Below are 20946 nucleotides of genomic sequence, written 5' to 3'. Positions count from 1 at the left end.
TTTTAAAATATAAAGTTTTTTAATAAATTATTACTTTTAAAAAGTAGATGGATGAAATTATCATCTAAAGTGAGCGAATGCACGGTTGGCTTCAGCCATTTTGTGTGTGTCTTCACGTTTTTTAATTGCACCACCAGTTTTATTTGATGCATCGATAATTTCGTTAGCTAAACGAACATCCATTGTTTTTTCATTTCTAAGACGAGCGTATTGAACTAATCATCTTAATGATAATGTTTGTTTTCTTCTAGCTGAAACTTCTGTTGGAACTTGGTAGTTTGTACCACCAATTCTTCTTGTTCTAACCTCTAATTGAGGTGTAATGTTTTCAATAGCACTTTGAAATACTTCCATTGGATCTTTATTTGTTTTTTCTTTAACAATTTCAAATGCTGAATATAAGATGTCTTGCGCGATTGATTTTTTACCATCAAGCATAATTGTATTAATTAATTTAGTAACTAAAACTGAATTAAATACTGGATCTGCAAGCACTTCTCTAATAGGGGCACTGTGTTTTCTTGACATATTTCTTTTTCCTTTCTAATTACTTAAAAAATTATTTTGCTTTTTTAGCACCGTAAAGACTACGTCCTTGTTTACGGTTGTTAACACCAGCTAAGTCTTGTGTTCCACGAACGATGTGGTATCTAACCCCAGGTAAGTCTTTAACTCTACCACCACGGATTAAAACAACTGAGTGTTCTTGTAAGTTGTGTCCTTCACCACCGATGTAAGCTGTAACTTCCATACCATTTGATAACTTAACACGAGCATATTTACGTGAAGCTGAGTTAGGTTTTTTAGGAGTCATTGTTGCAACTCTTGTACATACACCACGTTTAAAAGGTGCAGGCATTTTACGAGCTTCTTTTGTTAAAAGGTTAAAGCTTAAGTTCAAAGCAGGAGCTTTTTGTTTACGAACTTTATTAACTCTACCATTTGTAACTAATTGATTTGTTGTAGGCATTTTTTTCCTTTCATTTGTTAATACTATTAATATAAGTTTTTAATGTCCTAATTTTATAACTATAAAAATATAGTTGGTTTAATTATATAACAACTTTTCCGTGTGTTTCATATTTTTTTTATTTTTTTATAATCTTATTTTTTAAGAAATTTGTAAACTCAAAATTATTACATTTATGATAGAATGTATATAATATATTTTTATTTTTCAAGGAGAATAATGGTTAATTTTAAAACAAAAAAAATATTTATTGATTTTCAAGATGAATTATTAAATAAAGAGAAAAATGAAGCTTTAATGACTGCTATAGCAACTAATCAAAAAATTAGAATGGAAGACATTAATAAAATAGCTTTAAATGGATATGTTAAAAAACAAACTGACACATTAATTAAAGAAATTAATACTGAAAGCCCAAAAAGTTTAATTTTACAACCTATTTTAAATATTATTGAAGAAAAAGAAAATGCTATTAAAGCTGAATTATCTATTTCGTATTATTTATTTTCTGATTTAAATAAAGTTGATTTAGAAAATTCTAAAATAGAATTAGAATACCAACAACCCCCAGTTGAATATTTAGATGAAATATACAATAATATGGTGAATAATTATACTTTATTAAAAGAATCTAAAGAGGCTATAAAACAAGATGATTTTATTACCTTTGATGCTGATATTTATTTTGCAGATCAATTAGTAAAACAAGAAAAAAATATTGAAATAGAAGTTAAACAAACAAATGATTTTTCAATAAATAATCTTGTTATTGGAAAAAATAAAAATGAATTAATTGAAACTAATGCTCCAGATGGAACTTTTTGAAAAATAACAATTAATAAAATTTTAAGACCAACTGTAACTAAACTAACAAATGAAAATATTAGTGAAATTAGATTAAGTGGTGTAAATTCTCTTGAAGATTTTAAAAATAAAATTTATTATGATACTAGAAAAGAAAATGTTCAATTATATTTATTAAAATTTTATGAAAATGCAATTAATAGCATCACTAATAAAAATGAATTTAATATCCCTGAAGAAAATATTAATTACAACACAAATTTAAATATTGATAATTATTTAATGCAATTGATGCCTGAACATAGACAATCAATTCTAGAAGAATTTAAAAATAAAACACAAAATGCAAAAAATATGTTAGAGACAGCTAGAATGCAAGCTATTTCATCATTTAATATATCAATAACTGAAAATGCTATATTAACTAGAACAAAAATAGAAGTAACAGATGAAGAAGCTCAAGATAAATTTAACAAGTTAAAAGAGTCAATAGCTTCAAATAATCCTAATATGAGTATTGAAAATGTTAAAAGAATGTTAAAACATCAAAAATGTGCTTTATATTTAATTAAAATTTGAGATAAAGAACTTTATGAAAAAGTATCAAAAGATATTGAACTAGATGTTTAATAAAATACTATAAAAAAGCTTTAAACGTAATGTTTAGCTTTTTATATTAATTTAAGAATTTATAGGAGAATAAAATGATTGAAGTACAAAATTTAAGTAAAATTTTTAGTGATAAAAAATTATTTGAAAACGTAACATTAAAATTTATGGCTGGAAATACATATGGAATTATCGGTGCCAATGGTGCTGGAAAAAGTACATTTTTAAAAATACTAGCAGGTCAAGTTGAAAGTAGTTCTGGACAAATAATTGTTGAAAAAGGCCGTAGAATAAGTGTTTTGGGGCAAGATCATAACGCTTATGATGAAATGAACGTAACAGATGTTGTTATTGCAGGTAATACAGATCTTTTCAAAGTTAAAGAAGAAAAAGATGCAATTTATATGAATCCAGAAGCTACAGAACAAGATTATGAAAGAGCTGGTGAATTAGAAATAATGTATGGTGATTTAGGCGGATGAACTGCAGATAATGATGCTCAAGAATTATTAGCTGGATTACAAATTCCTAAAGAAAAATGAAATTCACAAATGAAAGATTTAACTGCTAATCAAAAGATTAAAGTCTTATTAGCTAAAGCTCTTTTCGGAAATCCAGATATTCTTGTAATGGACGAACCTACAAACCACCTTGACTTAAGAGCTATCAAATGATTAGAAAACTTTTTAGCTGATTATCAAAATGTTGTTATAGTTGTTTCGCATGATAGCGACTTTTTAGATAATGTATGTACACATATAGTTGATATTGATTATAATGAAGCTAAAATGTATACAGGTAACTATACATTCTGAAAAGAAAGTAGTGAATTAGCTAAAGAGTTAACAAAACAATCTAATGCTAAAAAAGAAGATCAAATTGAAAAATTACAACAATTCATAGCTCGTTTTAGTGCTAATGCTTCAAAAAGTAGACAAGCTACCAGTAGAAAAAAACTTTTAGAAAAAATTACTCTTGATGAAATTAAACCTTCTAATCGTAAATACCCTTATATTAATTGAGAAATTAATCGTGAACCCGGAAAAGATATTTTAAATGTTGAAGGTTTATCATATGTTAATGAAAAAGGTGAAACACTTTTCGAAAATGTTTCATTTACATTAGCTAAAGGTGAAAAAATGGTTTTAATTGGTGAAGACGATATTGCAAAAACTAAATTTTTAGAGTGTTTATTAGGCATTACAAAACCTACAAAAGGCGAAGTTAAATGAGGACAAACAATTAAAACTACTTATTATCCAAATGAAAATAGTTCTTATTTTACAGACGCTGATGAAACAATTATTGATTGATTATCAAAATGACCTTCACATAATTCAACAGAAGAAACAAAAGATAATTCTGATCAAAGAATGAGAAGTTTCTTAGGTAGAATGTTATTTTCAAATGATACAGTTTTCAAAAAAGTTAAAGTTACTTCTGGTGGTGAAAAAGCTAGATTAATGTTTTCAAGAATGATGCTTTTAGAAGCTAATTTCTTAATTTTAGATCAACCATTAGACCATTTAGATGCAGAAAGTATTGATAGTGTTATTTCAGGACTTAAAGCATACCGTGGTGGAGCAATTTTCACTACTTATAATAGAGCTTTAGTTAATCAAGTAGCAAATGTTATTTTAGAAATAGCTCCAGATAAAAGTTTTATTTATCATGGAACACTTGATGAATACGAAAAAGCAATGAATTATTAATAATCAAAATAGAATATAAAAAAATAACTAATAGTTTTAAAATAATTGATAATAAATATATCACTATTTTATAGAGCTATTAGTTGTTTTTTTGTTTTTTTAAGCTTAATTTATCTTCGATTTTTGATATTAAAACATTTAATGGATAAGCACTAACTATTGTTATTGATATTGCTATTATATACTTTATGTAAAAATACATATCTATTAATGAAAAAAGCATTACTATAATGAAAAAAACATTTATAGGTATAGAAAAAACTAAGCTTCTTAAATTTATTATTTTAAAATAAATAAATAATATTTGAATAGATAAAGAAAAAATAAAAATTACTAGTGGTATAAAAATAATTAAATACAAGTTTTCTATTTTTTGATTACCAAATTCTTTGACAGAAAAAATCATAAATATAAAATGTGGAATAATACAAAATATAAAAATAAAAAAAAGAATAACTAATGGTCCATATGAGACTATTTTTATTTTTTCTTTTTTATTTTTTTTATTCATAATTTTTTCTTAAAACTTCTAATTTATTTATGAATTCGTCAATTGAAAGAGTTGTTGTTTCATCTTTACCATATTCACGATAACTAATTGTATTATTTTCAATTTCATTAGATCCTAAAATAACTTGGAATTTAGATTTAGATACTTGTGCATCACGTATTTTTTTATTCAGTCTTTCGTCCCTTGTGTCAATTTTTACTCTAAATTCTTTTTCTCATAATAATGAATGAATTTTTTTAGCATAATCAAGATTTTCATCTAAATTAACTGGTATTATTGTTACTTGTTTAGGTGCGATTCAAAATGGTAAAACTCCTTTTGTTTGTTCTAATAATATAGCAACAAATCTTTCATAGGTTCCAACTAGCCCTCTATGAATCATAACAGGACGAGCATCTTTACCATCTTTATCAACATAAGAAATATTGAATCTTTCTGGTTGTAAGAAATCTAATTGAATAGTAGAAACTGTAATTTCATGTCCTAAAGCTGTATCGATTTGTATGTCTACTTTAGGTCCATAAAAGGCAGCTTCACCTATTTTTTCTTCATATTCAATTTTCATTTCGTCAAGCGCTTCTTTTAACATTTTTTCGCTTTTTGTTCACATTGTTTCATCATCAAAGTATTTTTCTTTATCTTTAGGATCTCTTAATGAAAGCGAAATATAACTAATTTGAATATTAAAAATTTCTAGCATTTCTTTTATTTGACTAAACATAGCTTTAACTTCATCTTGAATTTGATCAGGTCTTACGAATAAGTGACCTTCAGTTAAAAGCATACCTCTAACTCTTTCAAGTCCAGTTAATGCTCCTGATTTTTCATATCTATATAATTGTGATTGCTCACTATATCTTATTGGTAAATCACGATAACTTCTTTTTTCCATTCCATAGCAAACAATGTGATGTGGACAAGTCATAGGTCTTGGTATTAATCTTTCATTTTCAACTACAATAGGTGAAAACATATCATCTTTATAATGAGCTAAGTGACCACTTGTTTTATATAACTCTTCAGCACCAAAATGAGGTGTTAGAACTTCTGTAAATCCATATTTTCTATCTAATTTTAAAACTAAATTTCTTATTTCATTATGAATATACATTCCGTCTTCTAATCAAATTGGAAATCCTTGACCTGTTAATTGACTAGTTGAAAATATTTTTAACTCTTTACCAATTTTTCTATGATCTCTTTCTTTTCTTTCTTTTAAAACATCAAGATAATTATCTAATTCTTCTTTTGAAGATCAAGAAGTACCATAAATTCTAGTTAATTGAATATTTTCACTATTTCCTCTTCAATAAGCACCAGCTATATTTAAAAGTTTAAAGTTTTTAATATTTTTTGTACTTTCAATATGATTTCCTGCACAAAGATCTTTAAAAACTATTTCTTTATTTAAAGGATCTTGTAAACCATAAAATGTTATTTCTTTACCTTGAGATTTTAATTCATCATATAATTCTTTTTTATATGGTTTATTAGTAAAATCATAATCTTTTTCGTCAATTTTTATTGTAACAAGATTTCTACTTGCAAGATGTTTCATTCTTTTTTCTATTTTTGCTAATTCAGAATCACTGAAAGTATTTTCGAATTCAAAATCATAATAAAAACCTTCATCTGTTGCTGGACCGAATCCTAATTTAACATTTCCGTATAATTGTTCAACAGCTGCACCTAAAAGATGGCTTGTTGTATGGTTTAATTGTTTGTCAGCTTTTATTTTCATATTTACTCCTAATTAAATCCTAAATTATTCATTATTTTAGTAATTATTTGTTTAGCTATTTCTTTAGCTTTTTCTGCACCTTTTGTTGTAACTTCATCAACTTTTTCATAAGCATCTTTATATTTTTCTTGAATTTTAGTTAATTCTTCTTTTACAACAAGTCCTACTTCATTTTTAAATTCTGCATAATTAGCATTTTCAAAATGATTTTCTGCTTCTAATAAAGTTATGTTTTTTAATGATGCATAAATATTTAATAAGTTTAATACACCTTCTTTTTCATTTGAAATATAAACTTTATTTTCCGAATCTGTAACACTTTTCATTATTTTTTTATAAGCTACTTCTGGATCATCAAAAAGATAAATAGTACTTTTTGTTCCATGTTCACTTTTAGACATTTTTTCAGAAGGATTAGTTAATGATTTTATTCTAGCTCCAACTTTTGGGACTATACCTGTTGGAACTTTTAAATCTAACTTATATTTTTTATTTAATCTTTCAACTAGTGTTCTAGTTAATTCTAAATGTTGAGTTTGATCTTCACCAATAGGCACAAAATCAGCATTGTATAAGATTATATCAGCAGCCATTAATGTTGGATACATTAATAAACCTGTTGGAATTTTTTCAGTTCCATTCGCTTGTTTTAGAGCTTTTTGACTTTTGTCTTTAAATTGAGTCATTCTATTTAGTTCACCTAAAGTAGATTCACAAGTTAAGATTCATTGTAATAAAGCATGTTCATAAATATCAGATTGATAAAAAATTGAACACTTATTAGGATCTAATCCGCAAGCTAAATATAAAGCGACAATTTCTTTTCTTCTTTTTTTTAATTCTTCTGGATTTGAATCTCCCATAGTTAAAGAATGTAAATCTGCTACAAAATAATATGTTTCATATTCATCTTGTAGTTTTACAAAATTTTTTAAAGCACCGATATAATTTCCTAATGTTAAACTTCCTGTAGGTTTTATACCACTAACTAATCTTTTTCTTTCCATTTTTTTCCTTAAAATTCTAATATTTTTAATTTTACCACTTTTAAATATAAAATATTTAATATATTTTTATAGCTTATTTTTTTTTACTATTTTTAAAGAAAATATAAAAAATAAAATTTATTAATTTAGAATATAATATTTTTATGACTAAAAAGGATAAATTTATAGTTTTTATATTAACAATAGTAACATTTGGTTTTTGTTGATTATATTGAAAAATACAACATAAAAAAAGACAAAATATTATTAATGGAAATTATAAAAAATTAGATAGCAGTATTGATATAGAGGAATTAATTAATTTAGTAGGTGGAAAAGAAAATATTTTAAAAGCTGAATCAACTATATCAAGAGTTAAAATTTTTATAAACGATAAAAAGAATGTAAATATAGATAAATTAAATAATTTAAAATATATTTCAGGATTAATGATTTCAACTAATTCAATATCAATAAACGTAGGTGATTATGCTAAAAAAATAGCTATTGATTTACAAAATAAATTAGTATAGATTTTTTTAAAAAGTGATTTTTTTGATTAAAAATATCAAAAAAGTTGCTTTTTTTAATAAATTTGATATATTTTTTCTATTAAAAAAATAAAAGGAAAAATATGAAATTAAAAAAACAAATTTTATTAACATTAAATTCTTTACCAATAGTTTTTTCTATTTCTTGTTCAATTAATGAGAAAAAGCTAAGTGACGATAAAGAAATAAATAAAACTCCTTCTGATAAAACAAAAGAAGAAAATATAGATTCAAAAAATACAGATTCTAATTCTACTCCAGTATCAAATTTAGAAAATACTAAAAAAGAAGAAGATAATAATTTAAATCCAACAATTGAAAATCCAAAAAATGAAAATGAAAATGAATTACATGATTCTAAAGAAATAAAAGAAGAATTATTTAATTTTCCAACAATTATTGAACCAGAAAATCTATCAATAAGCCATAATGGCAATATTTATAACCCTAAAAAAATATTTGATTTAGATAAATTTCCAAAAAATATTGTTTTAGAGGATATTAGCACTAATAAACAAATAGTTAGTTCTTATTTCAATAGCGAAATGAAAAAAGTTTATTCAACTATTTTAGGTGCAAATGAATTTTTTGATAGTATTCCTAAATGATTTAATTTTTATGATCAAAATTATCAACAATTAGCTAAAAAGGATTTATATAAAAAAATACCTGATATGCATGTTTGATTCAAAAATAATGATCAATATACTAAATTAGTTAAAAAGAACATAATTGATTATGTTCAAGACAATGAATTAATATTAGATAATAATATATTGTCTATTGAAAAAAATATTTCTGATTTTATTTTAAGTTCATTCAAAAATAGAACACTTTCATTATATGCTTTAGTAAAAAATAATTTTTCAAGTTCAATTTTGGAAATTAAGGTTAATATTGAAGAACTTTTAAATAATAAAATTCAAGAATGAAAAAATTCGAATTTAAATTTTTTAGAATATAAAATTTCATTAAGCGATGATAATAAAATAAAATTTGAATTTAGATTAAAAAACGGGTTATTTTCTTTTGATCATAATGAAATAAATTCAAAATATGTTTTTGAAAAATATAACACTTTATTTGACATAATGTATGAAGTAGAAAAAGATAATGATAAACATATTTCTTTTTCTAATAAAAAATATTTAAAAAATGATTTACATGCAAAATTAACAACAAATGAAATTCTTTATTCTTCAGAAAATAAAGAATTAATTGCTAATAATGGAAGAAGAATTTTATCTGAAGAAAATAATAAAATGTTTAATGAAATAAGAAAAAGAGTATTTACGATAGGTGGTGGTACTAGTACAATGATTTCAAAAGTAAAACCATCTGATGAGAATAACTATTTATATTATTTTATAACCAATAGACATGTATCAGATATATTAGAATCAAGATGAAACGATCATAGAGTTATTAAGAAAGTAATAATTCCTGATTTAGATGATTCTAAAATTAGAAATTATGATAATGATATTTCATTAGATGTTGATAAAAATTGATTAACAATTAATTTTTGACAAGCTATAAATCAAAATAGAAGAGATGGAACTTTAAATAACAGTAATATTAATTTAAATAATGCTGATATTTCTATAAATATAATAAATATTAAACCTATTATTGATAAAGCAAAACTTGAAAATAATTTAAAAATTTTGAATTATTTTGAAAATTGAAAAAATTTAAAACCATTAAAATTAAGCAAAAAAATAAAATATTTAGATTCTGGAAATTTAGTTAACTTTTATTTATCTAGTTTTCCAACAGATCCATATGCTGGATTTACTGGAAAAAGATATAGAGAACATATAGTTAATAGAATAGAAGATATAATAATGAATGATCAACCACAAGGTTTTGAAAAATATGGTTATTTTAAATCATTTAAAATGCAAGATGATTTATCTTTAAATTCAAGATATGATTTAATTTCTGTAGGAAGCGGATCATTAGTATTTGACGAAAACATGGATATGATAGGCTTATTCATGCAAAATATTGGTGATAATGAATACGGTTTTGGATTATTTAGCTCATTTGATTATGATTATTTTGGTTATGAAAATGATAAGAACTTGAATTCATTTAAAAAGTTTTTACAAAATAAAGTTAATAGTGAGCCGGAAAAATTTGATTTAATTGAATTTTAAAATATTGTAAACTAGCATAATAAAAATATTATGTTAGGCCATATTGTAATTTACAAAGTAGCACCCTATTTATATGAAAAAATATAAATAGGGTGTTTTTTTATATAAAAAAGCCCCGAAAGAAATTCGAGACATACCAATATAAATTATATAAAAATAGATTATAAAATTAGAAATATTATTGATATTTACTTAAATATAGAAAATAAAACTATAAGTAAAATTTCTAAAATGTTAAATATTTCAAGAAAAGCATTAAAAAAGTAAAAGATCCTTAAATAATGCAATTAATATTTCAAAAATACCTAAAAAAATAAATAATAAAAGCGAATTTCTTTATTATGAAATACATACTGTAATAGGTACTAAGAGTGATAATTATTTTTTATTAACATTAATTAAAAAACAAACTAGAGAAGCAAACTCAATAAAGTCAAAAAAGAAATCTAATTTATTATTAATTTTATTAATGAATACAGAAAATTTTTAAAGATTAATTAAACAAAACATATTTTTAAAAAACCGCGTGAGGAATAAACTTCTTTTTTTACTGTTGCATTTTTCATGAAATTTAAAGTAATGTACATGAAAAAAGTAATAAAATAATTTATAACAATTTAGTTTAAAATGATAATAATTAAAGTTCAATTATTATTTGAATGCAACTATTCTAATTTTTAGGGAAAACTATTTACTTGTTTTTTTTTTTGAATATTATATTAATGTAGTAAAAAATTAATGATAGTAATAAAATATTACAAATTAAAAAAGAAAAGCATTTTTTTAGTGTTGATTATTATTTGATAAAAAATAAAATTAAAAATATTTTATATTTTAATTTATTAAATTTTTTACTAGTGAAATTTTAAAATAAGTTATTAAATTTATTTAATGGAGAAAAATATTATGATATTTCAACGAAAAAATTTAAATAAATATATAATAGGTGGATTAATTACTGCTATTATTGCTCTAATAATATTGATAGTATCATCTTTAAATTGACATTGAACAAATTCTGATGTAATTTATATTGCAAAACATTATAAAGGTGAGATGGAAGTAAGATTTTTTTATCAAATATTTTATGGTTTCTTAACTATTTCTTCTGCGGCATTTATTATTTTTCAAATAATTTTTATTCCTCTATCAATTCAATCTTATAAAAAAACAGAATTTAAATTGGATAATGATAAATTATTTATAAATTATAGTGAATATGAATGTAAGCAATTAAATAAAAAATGAAGTATTAATTTAAAACCAAATAACGTAATAAATATATTAGAAATAAATGAAATGGAAATTACTAATCCTCTTATAGCAAAAAAAGTTACTTCTTTTCTTTTTATAAAATTAAATAATGGTGAATTATACCCATTGCCTAATCTTGTTGATAGTTTAAATTGTAAAAAAATTATCGAAAGTAAAATAAAAGAATTAAAGATATCTAATTAAATTATGAGATAGGAAAATATTTAACTATATTTAATATTTTCCTTTTTCTTGTTACAATTTTTGTGATTTTATAGTTTTGATTTTATTTTTATAATACTTTTTTATAAGTTTATTTAAAAAAACTTTTATAAAATTACTATATTTTAATTATTTGCAATATTACATAATAAATATTTTTTAAAAATTAAGTAAAAAACATAAGGGGTTACATTTTATGAAATTTAAAAATAAAATTAAAAAATTATTATTTGTGCCATTCACTTTGACACCATTATTTACAATATCATGTTTTTATAAAATTATAGAATTACCAAAAGAAAAAAATAATTATTCACAGTCTCCAACTGATGAAGAAAAGAAAAATGCAATACAAGAAATTAATTCTCTTCAATATTTACTAGAATCTGAAAAAAGGAATTATAGCATTGATATTTCTGAATCAAATGAAATAAACAAAATAAATGAAATTTTAAGAAGTGAAAAGGAAACAAATGAAAAAAGATCAAAAGAGATTAACTTAGCTTTAATTGCTATAAATAAAAATAGCAATCTTTCAATTACTGCAAGAGAAATATTTAATAATTGATGATGATTAACAAAATATAAAAAATTTGTTTTAGAGGTAATAAAAAAAGATGGTTCCTTATTTAAATATATTGATGAAGAACTTAAAAAAGATGAAGAAATTATTTTGGAAGCAATTAAAAATGATCCAACAAATAAAGTACTTTATTCTCTTTTCACGAATTTAGGAGATTATTTAGGGTATAGTGTTCCAAATAATCAAAATCCTTATTATAATAAATATTCTGAAAATAAAACTTGAGCTTTAGCAGCTGCAGAAAACTATTTATACGAAGAACCAATTACACAAACATATAAAAAAAACTTTTTTGATATATTTAGTTTTTTTGAAAATGATAAGGAAGTTATTTTAAAAATTTTAGATAAAGATGGTTTAGCATTAAAATTTGCTTCAAATGAATTAAAAGATGATAGAGAAGTTGTATTAAAAGCAATAAAACAAAATGGTTTATCATTAAAATTTGCTTCTGAAAGATTAAAAAATAATTTAAATATAGTAAAAGCCGCTATAAGTCAAAATGTCAATGCTTATCATCACGCTTCTGAACAACTAAAAAATAATTATGAAATTGCATTGATGTCTGCAGCTACTATTAAGGAAATTCCTGAAGGCTTAAAAAATAATAGTAATTGACAATTGGATTTTGCTAATAAATTAAAAAAATTAAATTTACCGCAAATAATTGATTCATTTGAAATTATAAGTGATAGATATTTACTTTTAAAATTAATAGAAATAGATCCAAATTTTATAAAAAAAGCACCAGATGAATTGATGAACGATAAATCATTTTTAATAGAAGCAATAAATAAAGGTGCAAGAATTTTTCAAAATCATAAATATATGTATTATTCTAAATATAGACATTTATTCAATGATAAAGATTATTTAAAAACTTCAATAGAAAAAAATACAGATGCTATATGGGATATATATAATAATAGACTTGAAATTGATGGAAGTTTATGATATTCTGATTATTTTGATGAAAATAAAGATTTATTCCTCAAAGCATTAACTAAGGATGGATTATTGATTGATACTTTTGATAATAAATATGATGATTCAAATAGAGAAATAATTAAAATCGCTGTAAAACAAAACGGTTTAGCTCTTAAGGAAATTATTTGAAAAAAAGATTGACTAAACGATAGAGAAATTGTTTCAGAAGCAGTAAAACAAAACGGTTTAGCCTTGGAATTCGTTTCAGATAATTTAAAAAATGATAGAGAAATTGTATTAGAAGCAATAAAACAAAATCCCAATTCATTTAAGTTTGCTTCAAATATATTGAAAAATGATAAAGAAGTTGTATTAAAAGCTGTAAGTGCAATTCCTTCATTAATAGAATTTGCTTCAATTAATATAAAAAATGATAAAGATATTATTACTCAATTAATTAAAAGGGATGCAAATCTTTTAATTCATGCTTCAAATGAATTAAAAAGCAACAGAGAAGTTATACTAGAAGCAGTAAAACAAAATCCAAAAGTTTTTGAAATAATTATAAATAACGTAATAACAAATGATAGAGAAATTGTTGATAAACTAGTTTCTTTTAATGGATTATATTTAGAAATTATCGAAGATCATTTAAAATCAGATAACTCAATTTTATTAAAAGCAGTAAAACAAAACGGTTTAGCGTTGGAATTTGCTTCAAATGACATGAAAAATAACAAAGAAATTGCTTTAGAAGCAGTAAAACAAAATGGTTTAGCATTAGAGTTTGTTTCAAATGATTTAAAAAATGATAGAGAAATTGCTTTAGAAGCAGTAAAACAAAATGGTTTAGCATTAGAGTTTGTTTCAAATGATTTACAAAACGATAGAGAAATTGCTTTAGAGGCAGTAAAACAAAATGGTTTAGCATTAGAGTTTGTTTCAAATGATTTAAAGTATGATAAAAATTATTATAAATTTAAATATGACGATGATATTGTGTTAGAAGCAGTAAAACAAAACGGTTTATCAATTCAATTTTTAAAAATAAATAAATAAATAAATTTATAAATATAAATAAAATAATAAATATTTTTATTAAATTTTTTATAACTGGTTCTAAACGTATAAAATAAATAATATAAATTTAACCACAAAAAATGGTATTGTAAATTGAATTAGCTCTTAAATACGTTTTAAAATAAAATTGTAAAAGGTGAGATACAAATGAACGATTTAATCAAGAAAATAAATAATTGAGTTAAGACAAATGAATATAAAGATTCAGTCTTAAAAGAGCAAGAAGAATTAAAAAAATTAGAAGAATTTAATAATATTTTTAATGAAAATAAAATTTCTAATATGTCTATTGATGAGTATGTAATAGGAAAAGGAGAAAAAACTTTTTGTTATTACGTTGAACAAAAATTAAAGTTTTTTGGAAATATAAGCGGAAGAACAAATGCTTATCAAAAATTTGTAATTTATTGAGATGATTTAAAAAATAAATATGTTTTTGGCGGAAAAAATCACAAAAATAGAAAAGGATTTGGTTCAAATATTAATGAAATTTTTACTAATATTAAAGAACAACTACTTGAAATTATTAAATTTTCAAAAGAAAATGATTATAAGTCAATTTCATTAAGTCCTTTTAATAAGCAATTTAAAAATAAATTAGCTTTTTTATATAATCATAAAAATCAACTTCCTATTTATAGCGAAGACCATTTAGATAAAATTTTAAAATTATTAGAGATAAATTTTGATTCATTAGATACAGTAGAATCTAAAAGAAAAGCCTTATGAGATTTTTATACAAAAAATTCTATTAATAAAATACTTTCATCTAATATGTTTATTGCTTTTATTTATAGTAATTCTGGTTTTTTAAACAAATTAAAAAACAACATTAAATTAATTGATTTTAATGTTGATGTTTTAGAAGAAAGTAATAATAAAAAGATTCAAAAAAAATCATTTTATTAGATATTGAAACAGAAAAAAAGAAAAAAGAAATAGGACAAAAAGGTGAAAAGATTGTCCTTGATTATTTAGAAAAAAATAAAAAAATTTTAAATATTAAAAATATATACAATTGATGTTTTGGTATTAATCAAGATGATTCAAAAGGTTATGATTTTAGTTATACAACTAATGATGATAAAGAATTTTTTGTTGAGGTTAAAACTACAATAAAAACTCTAAAAGATAATATTGTTTTTGAAATGTCAAAAAAAGAGTTTTCCGTTATGAATGAAAATAGAAATAAATATTTTATCTATTTTATTAGTGATGTTAATAATGAAAAATCTATAACTATAAAAAGAATTTCTTCTATAGAAATAGGAAACGGAATTCCTTCAAATTACACCTTTAATTTAAAAAAAATTAATAATAAAAATACATAATTTCAAATAAAAAAATAACTAATCTATAGATAAGTTTAATTAATGCTTATTAATAAATTAGTTATTTTTTTATTATAAATTATTTATATATTTTAATCATAATTCATTATTTATGTTTTCTGTTAAAACTAAATCAAAATTAAATAATGATAAAGCGTATTTTAAATTATTTATTAAATTTTTATTTCTTTTAAATACATAAAATGAAATTTTCATAAAAATTAAAGATATTCTAAAATTTCCTAATGAATACATTCCAAATTTATCATTTTGAATATCGTTATTTTTTATGCTATAAATTATTATTAAAGGAATATAAACTTTTTCTTTTAAGTTGTTATTTTCGTTAAAAACAGCTTTTTCATAAGAATTTTTATATTTTTTATTAAGTTTTCTTAAAATATTTAACATTAAAATTGTATAAATAAATGAAATAAAAAATACAGCTAAATTAAAAGAAGTAATAATTGAATAAAATTTTATAATAATTTCATCTCCGCTTGACTTTAAATTAGAAAATAAATTTATAAATAAAAATATTGATATTAAAGAACTAAATATAGTGAAAGGAATAAAAAACTTTAATATTATTTTTACAACATATTTTATTTTGTTTGTATCAAATTTTTTATTTTCTTCAATATAACTTTGTAAAAAAAGTTTTTCTATTGTTATTAAAAAGTTCATTATGTCAAATAAACCAATAACTACAAACAATATAATTATTAATATATTCAATGATCCTAAACCTAGCAATGTATAATTAATTATTTTCATTAAATTACTCCTATATTTTTTAAATTATTATTAAATTATATGTTTATTTATAAATAATAAAAAATATTTTTATACTAAAAACCCTTTAATATAGATTATTTCTACATTAAAGGGTTATTTATTAATATTATTTATCTTGTATAGCTTCTATACCAGGTAGTTTTTTACCTTCAATTAATTCTAATGAAGCACCACCACCTGTTGAAACGTGTGAGAAACTATCAACCATTTTTAGTTTTTGAACAGCAGCAACACTATCACCACCGCCTACTACTGAATATGCTTTACCTTGTAATTCAGCAATAGCTTCTGCAACAGCTAATGTTCCTTTTGTAAAGTTATTAAATTCTGTAACACCCATAGGTCCATTTCAAAATACTGTTTTAGCATCTTTTAATGTTTCGGCAAATAATTTAATTGTTTTAGGACCAATATCAAGACCCATTAAACCTTGTTCAATATTTCCTTCTTGGTAAATAGGTTCAACATCTGCAAATTCTCTAGCACATAAATCGTCAATTGGTAAAAGAACTTTATCACTGTATTTTTCCATAAAGTCTTTAGCAAATTCTAAGTAATCTTGTTCTAATAATGATGAACCTACTTCAAAACCTAAAGCTTTTTTAAAGGTATAAGCCATTCCACCACCTATTAAAATTTTATCTACAACAGTAACTAGGTTTTCTAAAACTTTAATTTTATCACTAACTTTTGCACCACCTATAATTGCTACAAATGGTTTTTCTGAATCATTTAATAATTTAGATAATTTTTCAACTTCGTTATTCATTAAATAACCTAAAGCTGATTCTTTTACATATTCAGCTATACCAGCTGTTGAAGCATGCGCTCTATGCGCTGCACCGAAAGCGTCATTAATATAAACATCTGCTAATGAAGCTCAATATTTTGCAAGTTCAGGATTATTTTTACTTTCGGCTTTTTCATTTAAGTCCTCAAAACGTGTGTTTTGAACTAAAAGAATTTCTCCTTTTTCAAGTTTGTTAACAGCTATTTCAAGTTCAATTCCTCTTGTTTTGTCAACAAAATGAACTGGTTTACCTATTAATCTAGCTAATTCAATAGCTACTGGATATAAAGTATTTTTCTTTAAATCAGCTTGTTCTTTAACTCTACCTAAGTGAGATAAAAGAATTAATTTTCCGCCTTCTTCTACAACCTTAGAAATTGTAGGTAAAGCAGCTAAAATTCTTTTGTTTGAAGTAATTACACCTTCTTTAACTGGAACGTTAAAGTCAACTCTCATAATTACTTTTTTATTTTTTAATTTTAAATCGTTAATTGATTTTTTCATTATAGCTCCTTAATGATTTTTAACATTATAATTATAATATTTAAAAATTACTTTTATTATATATAATTTATTAATAATTTAAAAATTAAGGAGAAAAGATGAAAAAAAGATATATATTGCTCCCTTCTGTTGTTGGTTTAACTATTCCTTTTGTTTCGGCAGCTTGTAGCCCAAGTAATGTAGAGGAAAAGCCAGGTAATACAACACCTGAAAAACCAGGCAATACAACACCTGAAAACACTAACAATCAATTTTATAATGATTTATCACAAGAAAAAAATAAGAATTTATTAATTTTAGAATTTGAACCTATAAATTTAAAAGCTGAAGAATTATTAGCTAGAGCAAATAAAATCCTTAGTACAAATAATGATCTTGATGAAGCATTAAATTTAGAAATTAAAAAACTTTTAGATTTTTATAAAAAAGTTGAAAATGATACTAATTTAAAGACTTATTATAGTAATTACTTTTTAAAATTAAATGAATTAAAAGAAGTTATTAATAAACAAATTGAAAAGTATAAAAATGATAATATTGATTTATCTATAATAAACTCAATTTATGATGATTTTTATAATCATTTTAAAAATAATTATGAAATTTCAAAGTATTATCTAAATGATGAAAAATACAGTTTTACTAATTTAGAAAATCAAGCTAAATTAATTGAGGGCTCAATTACTAATATTGATAATATTTTAAAATTAGAACAAGAATATTTGGAAAAGATTTTATATTTTGGAAGATATGTTTACAAAAGAGATGAAAAAGGCAGAGAAATTAGAACTAGAAAACATAATTTTTCAAATTTTGTTATTGATGAAAAATCAAAAACATTAAAAAATTTAATTAATAAAAAATATGAAGAAATTACAACTAGAATTTCAACAATGTTACAAAATTTATTTAAACAAACAATTACAACTGAAATCAATACTTTTGCAAGTGATTTAGAAACTCAAAATATTTATATTTCTGATTTATTTAAAAAATATATTTTGACAATTTTTAATACCCAAGAATTAATTGAAAAAATAAATAGAAATGAAAATTCAAGAAATAAATATGCAAATGTACTTCAATCATTTAATTCTACAAAAACTAAGTTAGATGAGTTAGTACTTAATTTAGATTCTTTTGATTATTCTGCAAATGAAGCTTTTAATAGAGAATTAAGAAATCTTTCAACAATTATTACTTATTTACCTGAAGATTTAACTCCTAAATTAGTTAATTTATTATCAACTACAAATGTCTGGATAAATAGAACAAATGAATCTGAAAGTTTTAAAAATATGCATGATAGACTTGTTGCAGCTAAAGAAAAAGCTCAAAACGCTATAAATGATTCTAAAAATGGAAATATTGATTTTGATTTAATTGAAACAATTTTAAATGAAATAAAACAATTAAATAATGAAGCTCAAAATCTTGTTACAAATGCTATTCGACCAGAATCAGATGCAATGTTTGCAAGTGCTTATACAAAAATGTTTGGTAATGAACAAGTTCCAGAAAATGAAAGAGATGAAAGTCCTCTTGCAAGATTTTTAAAAATTGAAAAATATCATTCTATTATTAATTTAGCAAGAATTAATGAATTAAAAGAACAATATAAAAATAAATTTAAATTAGCTTATTCTTCAAGAGAAGAAATATCTAATACTTTATTCCCTATAATTAATGAATTAGGTGAATTGCTTGCAAAACCATTAATTGATTATCTTAACGCTTCTAGTTTAGGTTTTAATGCACCTTCTGAAGAAAACTTTAATTATTTTGCTAGTGCAGATAGACAAAATGTTAATTTAATTTTAAATTCAAATGAAACTGATATTTGATTAGGTATTTATGGAAGACAAAGATCAATAATAGATTGAAATAATTCTGATATAAAACAATATTTATTAGATGCTAGAAACTTAATTAGTATAGTTAAAGAAACAGCTAGACAATCAGGTAGAATATTAGGAATTAGAAAAGTTGAAGGCGATGATAGAGATTTTAATGAACTTTCAGAAACTGAAAGAAGAGAAAGAACTATTTATGCATTTGAATTTGCAGTAGGAGCTACAAAAGTAGTTTCTCAAGATAAAGAATCTATTACAATTAGTTTCAAAATAGGCAACTCATTAACTGCTGTATCACATGAATCAGATTTACCAAGTTCAGCTATTTCTGATAAAATTTACAAATTTAATATAACAAAAAGCTCAATTTCAAAAATAGAAAATTAATTTCATAAAATGCACGTATGTGTATTTTATTTATTAAAATTTATTAATTTTAATGTGATAAAATTTTAATATTAAAAGAACAAGGATAAGATATGGAAAAGAAAAACTTAGATAAATATATTGCAAATTATTTTCATGATATTGAAAAAATTTTACTTAAAGAACATCCAAATAATGTTATAACATTACAATTCTTTCAAAGAAGAGATAATTCTATTTTAGCTGGAATGGAAGAAGTTTTAGAATTATTAAAAGAATATACAGATACTTCAAAATATCAAATTAAATATTTAAAAGATGGTTCAAAAATTCAAAATAGAGAAGTTGTTTTAGAATTGACTGGAAATTATCAATATTTTGGAAAATATGAAGGGATTATTGATGGTATTTTATCTCGTTATAGTTCCTTAGCTACAAACGCAAATGACTGTGTAATAGCCGCAAATGGAAAAGAAGTTATTTTTATGGGTGATAGAGCTGATCATTATTTAATGCAAGAAAGAGATGGCAAAGCTGTAACTATAGGTGGAATAACTTCTATGTCAACTGAAGCTCAAAATATAATTCAAAATGATGATACTTTTGGTTCAGTTCCTCATATATTTATTCAGAATTTTGACGGTGATACAGGAAAAGCTATGAAAGCTTATCTAGATATGTATCCTAATGTAAAAATTATAAGTTTAGTTGATTATCACAATAATGTTATTGAACAATCTTTAGAATCATTTAAGGCTTTAGGCAAGAATCTTTATGGCGTAAGAATTGATACATCTAAAAATATGAAAGATCATATGTTTGATAATGAAGAAGATAAACCAGAATATTATGGTGTAAATGTTGAACAAATAAAAAGATTACGTAAATCTCTTGATAATGCAGGTGCTAATCATGTTAAAATAGCAGTTTCATCAGGTTTTAATCCTTCTAAAATTGCTCAATTTGAAACTGAAAAAGCACCAGTAGATGCTTATGGTGTAGGACAAGCAATGTTTAAAATGGTTTGTGGTTTTTCAGCTGATGCTACAATTTTAAATGGAAAAAATCAAGCCAAAGAAGGAAGAGGATATAATCATAATTTTAAATTAATAGAATTTAAATAGTGGAATAAATGTGGAAAAAAATCATTTTATTTTATATTAAGTATTATATTTAATATTAATTTATATAA

Annotated in this window: 17 protein-coding genes; 10 read left to right on the top strand and 7 right to left on the bottom strand. The window is 22.6% G+C overall.

All coding sequences use genetic code 4. The annotated features are described in order from the left end of the window. Window positions 1-57: 57 nt before the first annotated feature. Both rpsG and rpsL read right to left on the bottom strand, forming a co-directional pair. Window positions 58-528, bottom strand: coding sequence for a 30S ribosomal protein S7 (gene rpsG, locus EXC47_RS01320; protein WP_129646405.1), 471 nt, complete (start codon window positions 526-528; stop codon window positions 58-60). A gap of 31 nt (window positions 529-559) precedes the next feature. Then, a complete protein-coding gene (rpsL, locus tag EXC47_RS01315; RefSeq protein ID WP_129646404.1) occupies window positions 560-970 on the bottom strand; it encodes a 30S ribosomal protein S12 in 411 nt (136 codons plus the stop codon). Window positions 971-1189: 219 nt separating this feature from the next. Between rpsL and EXC47_RS01310 the strand changes: the two genes are divergently transcribed. Beyond that, the gene (locus tag EXC47_RS01310; protein WP_165255931.1) at window positions 1190-2404 is read left to right on the top strand and encodes a trigger factor-related chaperone; all 1215 of its coding nucleotides are present in this window, start codon (window positions 1190-1192) and stop codon (window positions 2402-2404) included. Between the two features lie 74 nt (window positions 2405-2478). After that, window positions 2479-4095 (top strand): ABC-F family ATP-binding cassette domain-containing protein, encoded by a 1617-nt coding sequence (locus tag EXC47_RS01305; protein WP_129646400.1) that lies wholly within the window; start codon window positions 2479-2481, stop codon window positions 4093-4095. A 79-nt stretch (window positions 4096-4174) separates the two neighbouring features. Here the strand turns inward: EXC47_RS01305 and EXC47_RS01300 are convergent, their stop codons facing one another. From EXC47_RS01300 to trpS, 3 genes are read right to left on the bottom strand one after another with little or no spacing between them, the layout of a single operon-like run. Further along, window positions 4175-4606 (bottom strand): MAG3450 family membrane protein, encoded by a 432-nt coding sequence (locus tag EXC47_RS01300; protein WP_129646398.1) that lies wholly within the window; start codon window positions 4604-4606, stop codon window positions 4175-4177. After that, complete coding sequence (thrS, locus tag EXC47_RS01295) at window positions 4599-6347, bottom strand: threonine--tRNA ligase (protein WP_129646396.1); 1749 nt, start codon at window positions 6345-6347, stop codon at window positions 4599-4601. The genes EXC47_RS01300 and thrS overlap by 8 nt, the downstream gene beginning before the upstream one ends. Window positions 6348-6355: 8 nt before the next feature. Next, entirely contained in the window at window positions 6356-7354 is a 999-nt protein-coding gene (gene trpS / locus EXC47_RS01290; RefSeq protein ID WP_129646394.1) for a tryptophan--tRNA ligase, read from the bottom strand. 143 nt (window positions 7355-7497) lie between these two features. On the opposite strand from trpS, the gene EXC47_RS01285 reads away from it, so the two are divergent. The 6 genes from EXC47_RS01285 to EXC47_RS01260 all read left to right on the top strand — a co-directional run bounded on the left by EXC47_RS01285 (window position 7498) and on the right by EXC47_RS01260 (window position 15443). Beyond that, complete coding sequence (locus EXC47_RS01285; protein ID WP_129646392.1) at window positions 7498-7866, top strand: PTS transporter subunit EIIB; 369 nt, start codon at window positions 7498-7500, stop codon at window positions 7864-7866. A gap of 101 nt (window positions 7867-7967) precedes the next feature. After that, the gene (locus EXC47_RS01280) at window positions 7968-10046 is read left to right on the top strand and encodes a hypothetical protein (protein WP_129646390.1); all 2079 of its coding nucleotides are present in this window, start codon (window positions 7968-7970) and stop codon (window positions 10044-10046) included. Window positions 10047-10952: 906 nt separating this feature from the next. After that, complete coding sequence (locus tag EXC47_RS01275; protein ID WP_129646388.1) at window positions 10953-11504, top strand: hypothetical protein; 552 nt, start codon at window positions 10953-10955, stop codon at window positions 11502-11504. Between the two features lie 214 nt (window positions 11505-11718). Beyond that, window positions 11719-14091, top strand: coding sequence for a DUF4116 domain-containing protein (locus EXC47_RS01270; RefSeq protein WP_129646386.1), 2373 nt, complete (start codon window positions 11719-11721; stop codon window positions 14089-14091). A 168-nt stretch (window positions 14092-14259) separates the two neighbouring features. Continuing rightward, window positions 14260-15021 carry a hypothetical protein gene (locus EXC47_RS01265; RefSeq protein ID WP_129646384.1) on the top strand — a complete coding sequence of 254 codons (762 nt, stop codon included), beginning with the start codon at window positions 14260-14262 and terminating at the stop codon, window positions 15019-15021. Then, on the top strand, window positions 15009-15443 hold the full coding sequence (locus tag EXC47_RS01260) for a DUF3883 domain-containing protein (RefSeq protein WP_129646382.1): 435 nt from the start codon (window positions 15009-15011) through the stop codon (window positions 15441-15443). The genes EXC47_RS01265 and EXC47_RS01260 overlap by 13 nt, the downstream gene beginning before the upstream one ends. Before the next feature lie 72 nt (window positions 15444-15515). On the opposite strand, the gene EXC47_RS01255 is transcribed toward EXC47_RS01260, so the two are convergent. Then, window positions 15516-16220 (bottom strand): hypothetical protein, encoded by a 705-nt coding sequence (locus EXC47_RS01255; RefSeq protein WP_129646380.1) that lies wholly within the window; start codon window positions 16218-16220, stop codon window positions 15516-15518. Between the two features lie 127 nt (window positions 16221-16347). Next, complete coding sequence (locus tag EXC47_RS01250; RefSeq protein ID WP_129646378.1) at window positions 16348-17535, bottom strand: phosphoglycerate kinase; 1188 nt, start codon at window positions 17533-17535, stop codon at window positions 16348-16350. Between the two features lie 98 nt (window positions 17536-17633). On the opposite strand from EXC47_RS01250, the gene EXC47_RS01245 reads away from it, so the two are divergent. Continuing rightward, a complete protein-coding gene (locus EXC47_RS01245; protein ID WP_129646376.1) occupies window positions 17634-19775 on the top strand; it encodes a hypothetical protein in 2142 nt (713 codons plus the stop codon). 92 nt (window positions 19776-19867) lie between these two features. Next, window positions 19868-20878 (top strand): nicotinate phosphoribosyltransferase, encoded by a 1011-nt coding sequence (locus EXC47_RS01240; RefSeq protein ID WP_129646374.1) that lies wholly within the window; start codon window positions 19868-19870, stop codon window positions 20876-20878. The last annotated feature ends 68 nt before the right edge of the window (window positions 20879-20946 follow it).

The sequence above is a fragment of the Mycoplasmopsis maculosa genome, assembly GCF_900660665.1.
GTDB classification, from domain to species: domain Bacteria; phylum Bacillota_I; class Bacilli_A; order Mycoplasmatales; family Metamycoplasmataceae; genus Mycoplasmopsis; species Mycoplasmopsis maculosa.
This window is presented reverse-complemented; position numbering and strand designations above follow the sequence as displayed.